14 protein-coding genes are annotated in these 14956 nt (G+C 68.9%); 3 read left to right on the forward strand and 11 right to left on the reverse strand.

From position 1 onward, the window contains the following. Window positions 1-175 precede the first annotated feature (175 nt). Window positions 176-1243 (reverse strand): multiple monosaccharide ABC transporter substrate-binding protein, encoded by a 1068-nt coding sequence (chvE, locus tag C7I84_RS22350; protein ID WP_106774436.1) that lies wholly within the window; start codon window positions 1241-1243, stop codon window positions 176-178. A gap of 307 nt (window positions 1244-1550) precedes the next feature. Here chvE and C7I84_RS22355 point away from each other — a divergent pair, with 307 nt between their 5' ends. Then, window positions 1551-2501: a LysR family transcriptional regulator gene (locus C7I84_RS22355; RefSeq protein ID WP_245428567.1), complete on the forward strand. Its 951-nt coding sequence runs from the start codon at window positions 1551-1553 to the stop codon at window positions 2499-2501. A gap of 39 nt (window positions 2502-2540) precedes the next feature. Here the strand turns inward: C7I84_RS22355 and C7I84_RS22360 are convergent, their stop codons facing one another. Then, a complete protein-coding gene (locus C7I84_RS22360) occupies window positions 2541-3215 on the reverse strand; it encodes an SH3 domain-containing protein (protein ID WP_165816178.1) in 675 nt (224 codons plus the stop codon). Window positions 3216-3391: 176 nt separating this feature from the next. Between C7I84_RS22360 and C7I84_RS22365 the strand changes: the two genes are divergently transcribed. Beyond that, on the forward strand, window positions 3392-4273 hold the full coding sequence (locus C7I84_RS22365; RefSeq protein ID WP_106774439.1) for a DMT family transporter: 882 nt from the start codon (window positions 3392-3394) through the stop codon (window positions 4271-4273). Between the two features lie 6 nt (window positions 4274-4279). Here C7I84_RS22365 and C7I84_RS22370 read toward each other — a convergent pair whose 3' ends face one another. The 9 genes from C7I84_RS22370 to cobA all read right to left on the reverse strand — a co-directional run bounded on the left by C7I84_RS22370 (window position 4280) and on the right by cobA (window position 13787). Beyond that, the gene (locus C7I84_RS22370; protein ID WP_106774440.1) at window positions 4280-5017 is read right to left on the reverse strand and encodes a FadR/GntR family transcriptional regulator; all 738 of its coding nucleotides are present in this window, start codon (window positions 5015-5017) and stop codon (window positions 4280-4282) included. A 209-nt stretch (window positions 5018-5226) separates the two neighbouring features. After that, complete coding sequence (locus C7I84_RS22375; RefSeq protein ID WP_106774441.1) at window positions 5227-7050, reverse strand: IlvD/Edd family dehydratase; 1824 nt, start codon at window positions 7048-7050, stop codon at window positions 5227-5229. 35 nt (window positions 7051-7085) lie between these two features. Then, window positions 7086-8012: a Gfo/Idh/MocA family protein gene (locus C7I84_RS22380; protein WP_106774442.1), complete on the reverse strand. Its 927-nt coding sequence runs from the start codon at window positions 8010-8012 to the stop codon at window positions 7086-7088. Between the two features lie 10 nt (window positions 8013-8022). Further along, window positions 8023-9015 (reverse strand): AraD1 family protein, encoded by a 993-nt coding sequence (gene araD1 / locus C7I84_RS22385; protein ID WP_106774443.1) that lies wholly within the window; start codon window positions 9013-9015, stop codon window positions 8023-8025. A gap of 243 nt (window positions 9016-9258) precedes the next feature. After that, on the reverse strand, window positions 9259-9567 hold the full coding sequence (locus C7I84_RS22390; RefSeq protein ID WP_106774479.1) for a hypothetical protein: 309 nt from the start codon (window positions 9565-9567) through the stop codon (window positions 9259-9261). Between the two features lie 63 nt (window positions 9568-9630). After that, entirely contained in the window at window positions 9631-10641 is a 1011-nt protein-coding gene (gene cobT, locus C7I84_RS22395; protein ID WP_106774444.1) for a nicotinate-nucleotide--dimethylbenzimidazole phosphoribosyltransferase, read from the reverse strand. A gap of 17 nt (window positions 10642-10658) precedes the next feature. Continuing rightward, window positions 10659-11417, reverse strand: a complete 759-nt coding sequence (locus C7I84_RS22400) for an adenosylcobinamide-GDP ribazoletransferase (protein WP_106774445.1) — start codon at window positions 11415-11417, stop codon at window positions 10659-10661. Between the two features lie 19 nt (window positions 11418-11436). Further along, a complete protein-coding gene (locus C7I84_RS22405; protein ID WP_106774446.1) occupies window positions 11437-13005 on the reverse strand; it encodes a cobyrinic acid a,c-diamide synthase CobB in 1569 nt (522 codons plus the stop codon). Further along, on the reverse strand, window positions 13002-13787 hold the full coding sequence (cobA, locus tag C7I84_RS22410) for a uroporphyrinogen-III C-methyltransferase (protein WP_106774447.1): 786 nt from the start codon (window positions 13785-13787) through the stop codon (window positions 13002-13004). Before cobA ends, C7I84_RS22405 begins: the two co-directional genes overlap by 4 nt. A gap of 53 nt (window positions 13788-13840) precedes the next feature. Here cobA and C7I84_RS22415 point away from each other — a divergent pair, with 53 nt between their 5' ends. Next, window positions 13841-14935, forward strand: coding sequence for a cobalt-precorrin-5B (C(1))-methyltransferase (locus tag C7I84_RS22415; protein WP_106774480.1), 1095 nt, complete (start codon window positions 13841-13843; stop codon window positions 14933-14935). Window positions 14936-14956: the final 21 nt, after the last annotated feature.

Below are 14956 nucleotides of genomic sequence, written 5' to 3' on the forward strand. Positions count from 1 at the left end.
CAATATCCTACGGCCGACGATGCGCGGCCGGCAGGCCCCGCAAGCCCTTTCTCCCGCTGTCGCGGGAAGGAGGCCGGCAGGCGGATGAGGTGCGACCCGAACGCGGCAGAGTTGACGCCGCCCCTCATCCGGCCGGGCCGCCTTCTCCCCGCAGCCGGAGAGAAGGCGATGTCGATTACTTCAGGTCCTCGGCCTTGATGTAGCCCGAGCCGACGACGATCTCTTCATAGTTCGACTTGTCGACCGAGACCGGGACGAGCAGGTAGGACGGAACCACCTTGACGCCGTTGTTGTAGGTCTTCTCGTCGTTGATCTCGGGCTTGCCGCCGGAGAGAGCGGCGTCGACGAGATTGGCAGTCACCTTGGCCAGCTCGCGCGTGTCCTTGAACACGGTCGAATACTGCTCGCCGGCGATGATCGCCTTGATCGACGGGGTCTCGGCGTCCTGGCCGGAAATGATCGGCCACGGCTGGTCGGCCGAGCCGTAGCCGACGCCGCGCAGCGACGAGATGATGCCGCGCGACAGGCCGTCATATGGCGCCAGAACCGCATCGACGCGGCTGCCGTCCGAGTAGTTGGCCGACAGGATGTTGTCCATGCGGGCCTGTGCGACCGCGGCGTCCCAGCGCAGTGTGCCTACCTTCTCCATGCCCATCTGGCCTGACTTCACCACCAGCACGCCCTTGTCGATCAGCGGCTGCAGCACGCTCATGGCGCCGTCGTAGAAGAAGAAGGCGTTGTTGTCGTCGGGCGAGCCGCCGAACAGCTCGATATTGAACGGACCCTGCTTCTCGGGGTAGCCGAGGCCCTTGAGGATCGACTCGGCCTGCAGCACGCCAACCTTGAAGTTGTCGAAGGTGGTGTAATAGTCGACGTTGGGGCTTTCGCGGATCAGGCGGTCATAGGCGACCGTGATCGCGCCGCTGTCTTTCGCCTGCTGCAACACCTGGCTCAGCGTCGTGCCGTCGATCGAGGCGATCACCAGGGCCTTGGAACCCTTGGTCACCATGTTCTCGATCTGGGCGAGCTGGTTGGGGATGTCGTCCTCGGCATATTGCAGGTCGACGGTGTAGCCCTTGGCCTCCAGCGCGGCCTTCAACTCGTTGCCGTCGCTGATCCAGCGCAGCGAGGATTTCGTCGGCATGGCGATGCCGACCAGGCCCTTGTCCTGGGCGTGGGCGGCAAAGGTCAGGCCAGCCAGGCTTATTGCCAGGGCGCCGACCAATGTCTTGATGATCTTCACGGTGTTGTTCTCCCTTGTCCAAATCGAGCGCAGCCGGCGCGCGGTCGCTCATGTGGGGCGGCCCCAGGGGTCAGTCGCATGCTGTTCCGAAGTCCTCCCGCTCCCTCCGGCCCTTCGTCAGGGCGCACTCGAACGCCCGTCAGGGGAGGGCCCGAGACCGCCTGACACTGTGTCCAATTCGATATGACTGTCAAATCAGAATTATGACGAAAGATATATCCAGTCTGGTATATCGTGGCGTGCGCAGAACAGGAGGATGCGAATGCAGGATGCCGGTCCGGACCACCATCCGACATACCATGCCGACATGCCGGTGGTCGGCGCCGACACGCTGCTCAGGAGCGGGCTGAAGCTTGCCCACATGCGCATGATCGTGGCCCTCGACGACCACGGCCAGGTGAGCGCCGCCGCGCAGGTGCTCGGCATGTCGCAGCCGGCGGCCTCGCGCATGATCGCCGAGATGGAGGGGATTTTGAAGGCGCCGCTCTGCCAGCGCCTGTCGCGCGGCGTGGGGCTCACCGCCTACGGCCGCGCGCTGGCGCGGCGCGCCCGCGCCATCCTGCTGGAGTTGAGGGAGGTCGACCGCGAGATCTCGGACCTGCGCTCGGGCAAGGGCGGCTCGGTCTTCCTCGGCGCGGTGACCGCGCCGGCGATAGAGCTCGCGGTGCCGGCGATCGGCAAGATGCGCGCCGACAACCCGCGGCTCGAGGTCAATATCCAGGTCGACACCAGCCCGGTGCTGGCGCGCGAGCTGCTCGCCTCGCGCCATGACTTCATCATCGCGCGCATCCCGGACGACCTCAACCCGCGCCAGTTCGAGAGCCGCGAGATCGGCATCGAGAAGGCCTGCCTGATCGTGCGCCGCGGCCATCCGCTGGCCGGCGACGGCACCGTGCCGACCGACCGGCTGGCCGATTACGACTGGGTGTTCCAGCCGGCCGGCTCGCTGCTGCGACGTACGCTCGAGCGCATCTTCCTGAGCCGCAACATTCCGCTGCCGGAGCGGGTGCTGAACACCGGCTCGCTGCTGCTCACGCTGGTCATGGTGGCGCAGTCCGATGCGATCGCGCCGGTGTCGGTGGAAGTGGCGCGCTTCATCCGCGGCGAGCAGGGGCTCGGCGGGGCTATCGACGTGCTGCCGATCGATTTCGACATCGTCGTGCAGCCCTACAGCCTGATCAAGGTGCGCAACCGGGTGCTGTCGCCGGCTGCCGCGGCGCTGCACCAGCGCATCCTCGACGAGATCGCGGAAGGGTGAGGCGCGGCCGTCCGTCTCGGGATCGCCCCGCAGGGACGTTCAGAAATAGCACTCCGCGCCCTTGCCGCGCGCATAGGCGCTGCGCTCGCCGCACTGCTGGCCGTTGAGCATGATGTCGTAGGGGCACTGGCAGTCGCCGCCTTGCGGCGCACGGGCAGGTCTCATCGCTCCCCAGATCGACTTGTCGGCCGGCGACGCAACGGCAGGGATGGCCGCCGCCGGTTCAGAGATCGGCGCCACATCGGCCCTTGGCCGCGGCACGGCGGCCATTTCCGTCGTCGGCCGCGGTGCGCGGGCGGTGAGATAGTCGCTGTGCACCCAGCCGACCATGCCGTCCACCGTGACCTTGCGCCACTTGCCGTCCGCGACCGTGGCCTCGAGGGCCTGTCCGGCCTTGAGCATCGCCACCACGGGGCTCGCCGTGCTCGCTTCCTTGCGCAGGCGCACCTTCTCGGTGGTGCGCAGCGTCTCGGCCTCGATCCGCGCCACCGGCTTTTCCGGCCGCGGGATCGAGCTGGTCACCATGGGCGAGGGTTTCGGCGCCGGCGCGGCGGCGAGGGCAGGGGTGCTTTCCGTCGGCTTCCTCTTCTCGACCGATGCGCTCTCGCCGGTGCGCTGGCGCTGCCAATGCTCGCGCTTCGGCGGCTCCTGGGTCATCGCCCAGGCGCCGGCGGCGAGCGCACCGATCACCAGCCATCGCAGTCGTGGAAGCATGAATCCAGCCATGCGCCGATCATGCGCCGGAATCGCTTAAGGCTTGGTTTACCACGATGCGGCGGCGCATCGATCTGACGGGAGGCGAGCCGCCGGCGGCTTTGTCCTCCGACTGGCCCAGCGCTTGTTCGCCACTAGCGATTGCATCGTCCCGTAAGGCTTGCGAAACGGGCTGCATGCAGACGCAATCCAACCTCAAGGCGGCCTTCTGGATGGCCTGCTCGCTGGGGTGCATGATCCTGATGACCTGGGCCGGGCGGGAAACCACCCGTGAGCTCGACGTCTTCCAGGTCATGGAGATCCGCTCGCTGATCGGCCTCGTCCTGCTCTATCCGCTGGTGCACCGGCTCGGTGGGCTGCGGGCCATGGCGACGGCTCGCCCCCTTCAGCATATAGGCCGCAACGTCGCCCACTATACCGGCCAGTTCTCCTGGCTGGTGGCGCTGACCATGATCCCGCTGGCGCAACTCATTGCCATCGAGTTCACCATGCCGATCTGGACGGCGCTGCTGGCCGTCACCTTTCTCGGCGAACGGATGACGCCAGCGAAGATCGTCGCGATCGTGCTTGGGGTGATCGGCGTGGCCGCCATCGTGCGGCCGGGCGCCGGGAGCTTCCAGATCGGCCAGCTCATCGTGCTGGGGGCCGCCGTCGCCTTTGCCATCTCCTTCGTCATGACCAAATCGCTGACGCGCACCGAATCGGTGGTGGCAATCATCTTCTGGATGCTGGTCATCCAGTCGGCGATCGGGCTCGTGCCCGCGCTGCTGGTGTGGCGCACGCCGTCGATCGAACTCTGGCCCTGGCTGGTGGTGATCTCCTTCGGTGGCTCCTACGCGCATTACTGCATGGCGCGCGCCCTGGTGCATGCCGACGCCACCGTGGTCACGCCGATGGATTTCATGCGCGTGCCGGCGACGGCGGCGCTCGGCTACTTCGCCTATGCGGAGAAGGTCGACCTGTTCACGGTGCTCGGAACCGTGCTGATCCTGGCGGGCAATTTGCTCAACCTGGCCGGCCGGCGGCACAAGGCCGAGCCGCCGGTCTCCACGCCCTGACCTGACCTACTGGCGCCGGCGTAGCGCCAGCCGCACCCGCTCGACGCCGGTGATGATCACCGCCTCCATCGCGGCCCGCGCAGCGGCCGCGTCGCGGGCGCGGATCGCCTCGACGATGCGGTGGTGGGAGGCCGAGGCACGGTGCACCTCGCTGATGTCGGCCGTCGGCGAGGACAGGTTGAAGACGCCGACCAGCGCCGCCTCGATCAGATTGCCGACCGAGCGCATGAACGGGTTGCGCGACGCCTCCGCCACCGCGAGGTGGAACTTCAGGTCGGCCATGGCGTGGCTTTCGGCGCTGTGGCCGTCCTTGCCCATGTCCAGGGCAAGGCGTTCGAGATGGGCGACGTCGGCGGCCGAGGCGCGCTCTGCGGCGAGACCGGCGGCATAGGGCTCGAAGGCCAGGCGGATTTCGCTGAGGTGCACGAGGAAGGCGTCGTTGATGCCAGCCTCGAAGTGCCAGTTGAGGATATCGGCGTCGAACAGGCTCCAGCTCTCGCGGCTGGTGACGCGGGTGCCGATGCGGGCGCGCGGCACGATCAGGCCCTTGGCGGCGAGCGTCTTCAGAGCCTCGCGCAGCACGGTGCGCGACACGCCGAAGCGCGCCATCAACTCGGTGTCGCCGGGCAGGGTGGAGCCGCTGGGGATGGTGCCGGAGACGATGTCGAGGCCGAGCGAGTCGACGATGTGCGCGTGGTTGCTGCGCGACCGCTGGCCGGTGATCACTGTCTGGAGCAGGCCCATCGGTTGCTTTAGCGAGCCTCCTGAGAGTGGTCTGGCTGGGGTTCGTGGGGACGGCGCGGTCCGCCCCGAGCTTGGTTGCCGGACAAGGGAGACTCCTGCGGTGTAGAATCCCGCCGGGAAACGGGAAAACAACGGCAGCGGCCGGCACCCCCATCGCGGGAGGCGATCGTCCTTTGCTGCCGCGTTCCCGTCATCGGCGGTCGTCCACCTCAGTGATTGTCCCTTGGAATGCCCTTGGTCTGGGCGATGCGCTGGTAACGCACCGCCGGCTCCAGCACCGCGCCGGTTTCCATCTGGCCGATCATCGAGCGCTGGATCTCCTGCCAGGGCGTCTGGTGGTCGGGATATTTGTAGCCGCCGGAGGCCTCGAGCTCGGTGCGCCGGCGCGCCAGCTCCTCGTTGGGGACGAGGATGTCGGCGGTGCCCTTGCCGAGGTCGATGCGCACCCGGTCGCCGGTCCTCAGGATGGCCAGCCCGCCGCCGGCCGCCGCCTCCGGCGAGGCGTTGAGGATCGAGGGCGAACCCGACGTGCCGGACTGGCGGCCGTCGCCGATGCAGGGCAGCGAATGGATGCCGCGCTTCAAAAGATAGTCGGGCGCGCGCATGTTCACCACCTCGGCGGCACCCGGATAGCCGATCGGACCGGCGCCGCGCATGAACAGCACAGTGGTCTCGTCGATATGGAGATCCGGATCGTCGATGCGGGCGTGATAGTCCTCCGGTCCGTCGAACACCACGGCCGGCCCCTCGAAGGCATTGGGGTCCTTGGGATTGGAGAGATAACGGTCGCGGAACTCCTGCGAGATGACGCTGAGCTTCATGATCGCCGAGTCGAACAGGTTGCCGCGCAGAACGCGGAAGCCGGCATGCTCCTTGAGCGGACGGTCGATCGGCCAGATCACCTTCTCGTCGAGGATCTTCGCGTCACGGCAATTCTCGCCCATCGTCTTGCCGTTGACGGTGAGCGCGTCCTCGTTGATGAGGCCCCTGCTCATCAACTGGTTGACGACGGCCGGCACGCCGCCGGCGTGGTGATAGTCCTCGCCGAGATATTCGCCGGCCGGCTGCAGGTTGACCAGCAGCGGAATCTCTTCCCCATAAGTCTGCCAGTCGTCGATGGTGAGCTCGACGCCGACATGGCGAGCGAGGCCGTTGAGGTGGATCGGCGCGTTGGTCGAGCCGCCGATCGCCGAATTGACGCGGATGGCGTTGATGAAGGCGTCGCGGGTGAGGATGTCGGAGGGCTTCAGGTCCTCGTCCACCATCTCGACGATGCGTTTTCCCGTGAGATAGGCCACTTCCTGGCGGTCGCGGTGCGGCGCGGGGATGGCGGCCGAGCCAGGAAGCTGCATGCCGAGTGCCTCGGCCAGCGAGTTCATGGTGGTCGCCGTGCCCATGGTGTTGCAGTAACCGGTCGACGGAGCCGACGAGGCGACCAGGCTGACGAAGCCGGCATAGTCGATCTCGCCCGCCGCCATCAACTCGCGCGCCTTCCACACGATGGTGCCGGAGCCGGTGCGCTCGCCGCGGAACCAGCCGTTGAGCATCGGCCCGACCGACAGCGCGATGGCGGGGATGTTGACGGTCGCTGCCGCCATCAGGCAGGCGGGCGTGGTCTTGTCGCAGCCGATAGTGAGCACGACGCCGTCGAGCGGGTAGCCATAGAGCACCTCGACCAAGCCGAGATAGGCGAGGTTGCGGTCGAGGCCGGCGGTCGGGCGCTTGCCGGTCTCCTGGATCGGATGGACGGGGAATTCCAGGGCGATGCCGCCGGCCTCGCGGATGCCCTCGCGCACGCGCTTGGCGAGGTCGAGATGGTGACGGTTGCAGGGCGACAGGTCGGAGCCGGTCTGGGCGATGCCGATGATCGGCCGGCCCGACTGGAATTCCTCCTGGCTGATGCCGAAATTCATGTAGCGCTCGAGATAGAGCGCTGTCATGTCGGGGTTGCCGGGGTTGTCGAACCAGGCCTGCGACCGGCGCAGCGGCCTCGTCCCGTTGGGTTTGTGCGCTCCGTTTCCTGGCTTGCTCATGGCTTGGAGTCCTCGGGTGTTTCCTGGGGCTTGTATCAGTCTTCGAACGGTTCGACGAAGGCGTGCCGGCCGACCATGAAGGCGTCGGCGACGTGGCGCAGCGGCCGCGGGTCGACGTCGCTTTCCCGCGCCGCGATCAATCCGGCGAAGCGCCTGTAGATGCCGGCATATTCCTCGTCGCGTCCATCGACGACCATCTTGCCGTCAATGGTGAGCCGGGCGCCACCCGACTGCAACAGCAGATCGCCGTCGTCGGTCGAGGCGCGGATGTCCCAGGTCTGCGGGCCGGTCTGGCGCCAGTCGAAGGTGGCGGTGGCGCGCTCGCCGGCTGCGTCGGCGAAGGTGAGCTCCGCGGCGATCGGCTGGGTGCGGTTCTCGGGGAACTGCAGCGTCGCGGCCGTCAGATGGATCGGCATCGGCAGGATTTCAGTGACGATCGACAGGGCATTGATGCCGGGATCGAACACGCCGAAGCCGCCCGGTTCCCAGATCCAGGCCTGGCCCGGATGCCATTTGCGCACGTCCTCCTTCCAGTCGACGCGCACGGACCGGATATTCCTGGAGGCCAGCCACTGCTTCGCCTGGGCGACGCCGGCCGCGAAGCGCGAATGCCACGTGGCGAAGAGCGACACGCGCTGTCCCGCCGCCAGGGCGACGAGGTCATCCAACTCGGATAAAGTCGCGCCGGGCGGCTTTTCGAGCAGCACGTGTTTTCCGGCGCGCAGCGCGGTCAGTGCCGCGGCGTGGCGCGGTCCGGGCGGCATGCACAGCGCCACCGCGTCGAAATGTTCGACCTTTTCCAGCAGCGCTTCGATGTCGGGATAGCTTGGAACCCCGTCGACGCTGCCGTGACGGCTGGCGGTGGCGACCAGGTCGAAATCGGCGCTGGCGGCGATCGACGGCACATGCTGGTCGCGCGCGATCTTGCCGACGCCGACGATGGCGATGCGGATCGGGGTCATCTGTGCGATCCTAAAGCGCCTTCACCGCCACCGGTTTCGGCTGGTCGGTCGCCAGCCTGTTGCGCAGCGGCAGGGTAAACGGCTTCGCCTCGATCTCGAACACGTCGCCGTCCTGCGGCTTGATGCCGTCGGAGAAGGACAGGGTGGCGGTGCCGAAGAAATGCACATGCACGTCGCCCGGCCGGCGGAACAGATCGTATTTGAAGTGGTGGTGCTCAAGATTGGCGATGGTGTGGGACATGTTGTCCTCGCCCGACAGGAACGGCTTTTCCCAGATCACCTTTCCGCCGCGGCGGATGCGCGAAAAGCCTTCGACGTGGCCGGGCAGCGGGCCGGTCAACAGTTCCGGGCCGATCGAGGCCGGCCTGAGCTTGGAGTGCGCCAGCCAGAGATAGTTGTGGCGCTCGGTGATGTGGTCGGAAAACTCGTTGCCGAGAGAGAAACCGACGCGGAACGGCGTCCCATCGGGACCGATGACGTAGATCGCCGCGATTTCCGGCTCCTCGCCGCCGTCCTCGGCGAATGCCGGCGAGACAAGCGGCGCCTCGGGCGCGATCACGCTCAGGCCGTCACCCTTGAAGAACCATTCCGGCTGCGCGCCGACCTCGCCCGGCTTTGGCTTGCCGCCCTCGACGCCCATCAGGAACATGCGCATGGAATCGGTCGGCTTCTCGGCCGACGCGGCCGCCTTGTGCATCTTGTCGCGGCCTTCCGCCGAGCCGAGATGGGTGAGGCCGGTGCCAGCGAGCATGAGATGCGCCGGATCGGGATGGTCGATGGGAGCAAGGACGCGCCGTTCGGCAAGCGCGGCGGCGAGATCGACTTCCGGTCCTTGGGGCAGGCCCGCCACCGTCGCCTCGAGCGAAACGCCGTCCTCGATCGCCCTGCAGGCGAGCTCGTAGGTGGAGGCCACGCCGCCGACCAGCCGCGCATCGCCGGCATCGTCCACGGCGGCGACGCGCCGCTCGCCCTGATGGATGAGTTGAACCAGCCTCAGCGCCATTCGTCTTTCCGGCGACGCGCGCCGGCCCTCTCGTTTCGCTACCGGCCTCTGCCGTTTGAAAGTCATATAGTACGACTTTTCAGGGCTGCATAGCGCCAAGTCGGCCAGAGGTTCGGGCCATGCGCGGCGAGGAGCGAGGCTGCGTCGGCGGAACTCCAGCCATGCGAAAAAGCCGTCGCGCGTTGGCGCGGACGGCCTTCGGTGGTCCAGGCGCGGCTAGACGGGTCAGAGACAGCGCCGGCCCTATCGGCGGGCCAACAGCCCGACGAGCAGGCCGATGACCGCGAGGCCGACGACCGCGGTCGTCACCGGATGATCCGATGCCGCGCGGCCGACGGCGCGCGAGCGGTCGCGAATCACCGGCAGGGCGTCGCCGATGTGGCTGGAGATGCCTTCATAGAGGTCGGACGCGGTTTCGTAGGCGTCGTCATAGGCCGCCGAGCCGCGTTTGCCCAACGCCCTGCGCAGCGACCTGACCTCCTTCTGCAGCTTCGCCATCTGGGCCTCGAGGTCGTCGGTCACATCGTCGCGGAAACGGGAAAGGGAAGCCATCATATGTCCTTGCGAAAGGGGAGATATTTCCCCGAACGCGAAGCGTGCGGAGATGGTTCCGCCTCAGCCCTTTTCCGAAACGCCTGCGTCGGCGAAGCTCGCCATGCCGGTGTGGCAGGCGAGCGCCGAGCGCAGGATGTTGACGGCTAGGCAGGCGCCGGAGGCTTCGCCGAGCCGCATGCCCAGGTCGAGCAGCGGCTTCAGGTTCATGGCGGCGAGCAGCCCGCGATGGCCGGCCTCGGCCGAGCAGTGGGCGGCCACGGCATGGTCGAGCCCATGCGGGTGGAGCCGCATGAGCGGCGCCGCCGCGGCGGTCGAGACGAAGCCGTCGAGCAGCACCGGAACGTTTTTGTGACGCGCCGCCAGCGTCGCGCCGAGGATGGCGGCGAGTTCGCGGCCGCCGACGGCGGCGGCCGCCCGCAGCGGGTCGTGCAAAACCTCGCCGTGCAGCTTTACGGCGACTTCGATCGCCGCCATCTTGCGGCCGAGCCCGGCGTCGTCGACGCCGGTGCCGCGCCCGACCCACTGGTCGACGCCGCCGAATAGGGCGGACGCGATGGCCGCCGCGGCGGTGGTGTTGCCGATGCCCATCTCGCCGAGGCAGACGAGGTCGGTTCCCGCCTCGACGGACTCGTAGCCGCGCCCGACCGCCGTCAGGAACTCTTCCTCGCTCATGGCGGGCAGCAGGGTGAAGTCGCCCGTCGGACGCTCGATGTCGAGCGCGATGACGTCGAGCTCGGCGCCGGCGGCGCGCGCGAGCTGGTTGATCGCCGCCCCGCCGGCGGCGAAGTTGGCGACCATCTGCGCGGTGACCTCTGCCGGGTAGGCCGACACGCCCTGGGCGGTCACGCCATGCGAGCCGGCGAAGACGAGCACCTTGACCCTGTCGAGGTCGGGCGTGTCGCGGCCCTGCCAGCGTGCCAGCCAGGCGACCAGCGTCTCCAGCCGGCCGAGGCTGCCCTGCGGCTTGGTCAGCGTGTCCTGGCGGCGGGCGACCGCCTCCGCCGCGGCGGGACTGCCGGCGGGCAGGTCCTGGCAGGCGGACCGCAGCGCGTCGAAGGAAGCGAATTTCATCGGAAAGGCTCCGTTGATCAGAAGACGGCCGAAGCGGCCAGAAGGACGAGGATTTCGGCAACCTGCTGCAGGGCGCCGGCCGTGTCGCCGGTCTGGCCGCCGATCTTCTTCAGGCAGAGTGCCCGCATAAGGAAGAAGGCGGCGGCGAGCAGCAGCGCGGCGGCGACGACGCCGGCGAGGCCGAGGGCGAGCAGCGAGGCGGCGCCCAGCAGCAGTGCCGTGTTGGCGACCGGGGCCTCGACGGCGCCCGCGCCGGCCGAAAGCCCGTCGCTGCGGGCAGGGGGGACGAGCCGCAGCAGGGCCGGCAGCAATGCGCGCGAGGCGCCATGCGCGGCGATCAGCGCCGCAAACACCGCGCCGGGACCGGCCAGCTCGCTCAGCGCGCTCCAGCGCAGCAGGATCGACAGGGCCAGCGCGCAGGCGCCGAAGGCGCCGATGCGGCTGTCGCGCATGATCTCCAGGGTTCTCTCTCTTGTGAGTCCGCCGCCGAAACCGTCGGCGGTGTCGGAAAGCCCGTCCTCGTGCAGGCAGCCGGTGGCGAGCATGGTGGCGGCGAGCGCCAGCGCGGCCGCCGGGCCGGCGGCGAGGCCGAGCCCGTTCGCCAGAGCGAAGGCCAGGCCGCCGATCAGCGCCACCGCCCAGCCGGCCACGGGTGCGGCCCAGAACGCAGCCGACAGGCTGCGGTCGGATGCATCGAAGGCGGGAACCGGCAGGCGCGTGAAGAAGGCGACGCACAGGCCGACGTCGCGCAGCAGGATTTGCGGGGAGAGGGTCATGCGCCTGCACCGAAAATCATCATCCCGCCCTCGCGATGGCGTGGAAGAATGTGCCGGTGACCAGCCCGCGGCGGCCGCCGAAGGCGCCGAGCGGTGCGCCCTGGCCGTCGAAGAGCTCGGCGAGCGGCTGGTCGGGGCCGGCGTCGACCAGCCGGGCATAGTGGAATTCGTGGCCGCGAACCAGCGTGCCGACCGCGCCGATCGGGCAGTCGGCGAGCAGTCTTGCCTGGCGGTAGCCCAGATTCATGCGCCGTTTGGCGAAGCTGGTGGCATGGCCGAGCAGGCCGAGCATGGTGTGGGTGACGCCGTCGGCATCCTCCAGCGTTTCGCCCAAGACCATGAAGCCGCCGCACTCGCCATGGACAGGGCGGGTCGCGGCGAAGCGGCGCATGCCGGCGGCGAAGTTTTCCGCTTCCGCCAGCCGGCCGGCGTGGAGTTCCGGGTAGCCACCGGGCAGCCAGCAGACGTCGCAGCTCTCGTCCGGCGCCTCGTCGGCGAGCGGCGAGAACGGCCGGATCTCGGCGCCGGCCGCCTGCCATTGGGCGACAAGATGCGGATAGAGGAAGGTAAAGGCGGCGTCCTTTGCCAGCGCAATGCGCTGACCTGGCGGGGGCAGGGCGGTGGTTGTCAGTGCCTGTCCCCGACTGGGCAGCTTCGTCGATGAGGTTCGGTCGCTGCCTGTCCCACCCCCCTCTGTCCTGCCGGACATCTCCCCCGCAAGGGGGGAGATTGGCAGCTTCGGCCCCGCCACTCCTCCTGCAGCGTTGGCGATTGGCGAAGGCGTGGCGGCAGGCGCAATCTCCCCCCTTGCGGGGGAGATGTCCGGCAGGACAGAGGGGGGTGGGACGGAGCGGATACGAGGATCGCGAGTGGCAGCTGCTGTCGGCGACCGAACCTCAAACGCCCCTGCCATCTCGACAACCCGCCCTATCTCGAGCGAGCGCTCCATCACGTCGGCGAGGCGGTCGATATGGGCGTCGAGGTCGGCGTGCTCGGAGGCCTGCACCAGGCCGAGATGGCGCTCGGGGATGGTGACCAGGGGATCGCGCAGGATCGAACCGACCACCGGCAGGCCGAGCCGCTCGATGGCGTCGCCGGCGAGTTTTCGGTGGCGCTCGCTGCCGACGCGGTTCAGTACCACGCCGGCAATCCGCACCGCCGGGTCGTAGGCGACAAAACCCTTGGCGACCGCCGCCGCCGTCTCGGACTGGCCGGAGACGTCGAGCACCAGCAGCACCGGCAAGCCGTAGCGGCGGGCCAGATCCGCGGCCGAACCGGAGCGGCCAGCCGGCGCCGGGATGCCGTCGAAAAGCCCCATGGCGCTTTCGATCACGACGATGTCGGCGTCGCGCCCCGCTTCAGCGGCGAGCGTGTCGAGCAGCGCGGGCGGCATCGCCCAGGAATCGAGATTGACGCCCGGCAGTCCGGTGGCCGCCTCGTGGAAGGTCGGGTCGATGTAGTCGGGACCGGACTTGGCGCCGCGCGCGGCGAGGCCGCGCCGCTTCAGCGCGCGCAGAAGACCGATGGTGACGCTGGTCTTGCCCGAGCCGGAGCGCGGCGCCCCGACGATCAGCCCGCGCGCGCTCATGGCAGGCCCGCGAGCGCGGCGCGCATCGACACGATATGGCCGACCACGATCAGCGCCGGCGCACCGATGCCGGCCTTCTCCGCTTCCTCGGCGAGCGTGGCGAGCGTCGCCGTCAATACACGCTCGTCCGGCGTCGTCGCCTGCTGGACCACGGCGGCCGGCGTGTCGGCCGGCAGGCCGCCGGACTGGAGGGCGGCGGCGATCAGCGGCAGGTTCTTCAGCCCCATATAGATGACGATCGGCTGGCCGGTTTTCGCCAGCGCGGCCCAGTCGAGGTCCTCGTCGGTGCCGGCGGCGTGGCCGGTGGCCAGGATGATAGCCTTGTTGATGCCGCGCATGGTGGTCGGGATGCGCGTGGCGGCGAGCCCCGCGAAGGCGGAGGTGAGGCCGGGCAGGACCCGGAACGGGATGCCGGCGCGCACCAGCGCCAGCGCCTCCTCGCCGCCGCGCCCGAACACATAGGGGTCGCCGCCCTTCAGCCTGAGTACGCGCCGGCCGGCGCGGGCGAAGTCGATCAGCCGGCGGGTGATGTCCTCCTGCTCGGTCGACGGCTTTCCGCCGCGCTTTCCGGCGAAATGCAGCTCGGCATGGCCGGCCGCGGCCAGGATTCTGTCGGAGACCAGGGCGTCGTAGACCACACAGTCGGCCTGTGTCAGCGCCGACAGTACGTCGAGCGTCAGGCAGCCGGGATCGCCCGGCCCGGCTCCGGCCAGCCAGACATGGCCGGCCAAAAATCCGGCCGGACGGTAGTCGAGGCGGGTGAGGGCGTCGGCGAGCGTCATGCGTGTCGCTTTGGACGATGACGCCCGGCTTCCGCAAGCCTATAGACGGCATCATGGAGACGGAAGATCGCCCCTTGCGGCGCGGATGGACCACCGGCGCCTGCGCGGCGGCGGCGGCCAAGGCCGCCTGCGCGGCGCTGACCACAGGCGATTTTCCCGATCCGGTCGAGATCGGCCTGCCGGGCGGGCGGCGCGTCGCCTTCGCGCTGGCGACGACCGAGGTGCGCGATGGCGAGGCTACGGCGGGCATCGTCAAGGACGCCGGCGACGATCCCGACGTCACGCATGGCGCGCTGGTGAAGGCGACCGCGCGGCGCGCCGCCGCCGGCTCCGGCGTCACCTTCCGCCGCGGCGAGGGGGTCGGGCTGGTGACGCGGCCGGGCCTGCCGATCCCCGTCGGCGAGCCGGCGATCAACCCGGTGCCGCGAAAGATGATCGCCCAGGCGGTCCGCGAGGCGGCGGGCGAGGGGGCGGACATCGAGGTCGAGGTGTCGGTGCCGAATGGTGCCGTGCTGGCCGAAAGGACGCTCAATCCGCGCCTCGGCATTCTGCACGGCATCTCCATCCTCGGCACGACCGGCGTGGTCATCCCCTATTCCTGCTCGGCCTGGATCCACTCCATCCATCGCGGCATCGACGTGGCGCGAGCCATGGGGCTCACCCACATCGCCGGCTCGACCGGCAACACCACCGAAGCCGCCGTGCAGAAGTTCCACGACCTGCACGAGGTGGCGCTGATCGACATGGGCGACTTCGTCGGCGGCATGCTGAAATATGTGCGGGCGCATCCGGTGGCGCGCGTCACCATCGCCGGCGGCGTCGCCAAGATGACGAAACTGGCGCAGGGCATGCTGGACGTGCACTCCAAGCGCGGCGCGGCCGACTTGGACGCGCTGGCGACGGTCGCGATCACGGCAGGCGGGTCGGCGGCGCTGGCGGATGCCATCCGGAAGGCCAACACCGTCGCCGAGGCGTTTTCGCTGGCCGGGGCGGAGGGGGTGGCCATCGGCGACGCGGTGGCGGCGGGCGCTTGGAAGACGGCGGCCGGGGCGTTGAAGGGAGCGGATGTGGAGCTGGAGATTCTGGTTTTCGATCGTCTCGGCAATCTGCAGGGGCGGAAGGGTTTTATGCCAGTGAATGAGAGGTGAGCGGCGGGCGCCGCGCTCTTT

Origin of the sequence: Kumtagia ephedrae, assembly GCF_003012745.1 — a bacterium.
Taxonomy (GTDB): domain Bacteria; phylum Pseudomonadota; class Alphaproteobacteria; order Rhizobiales; family Rhizobiaceae; genus Kumtagia; species Kumtagia ephedrae.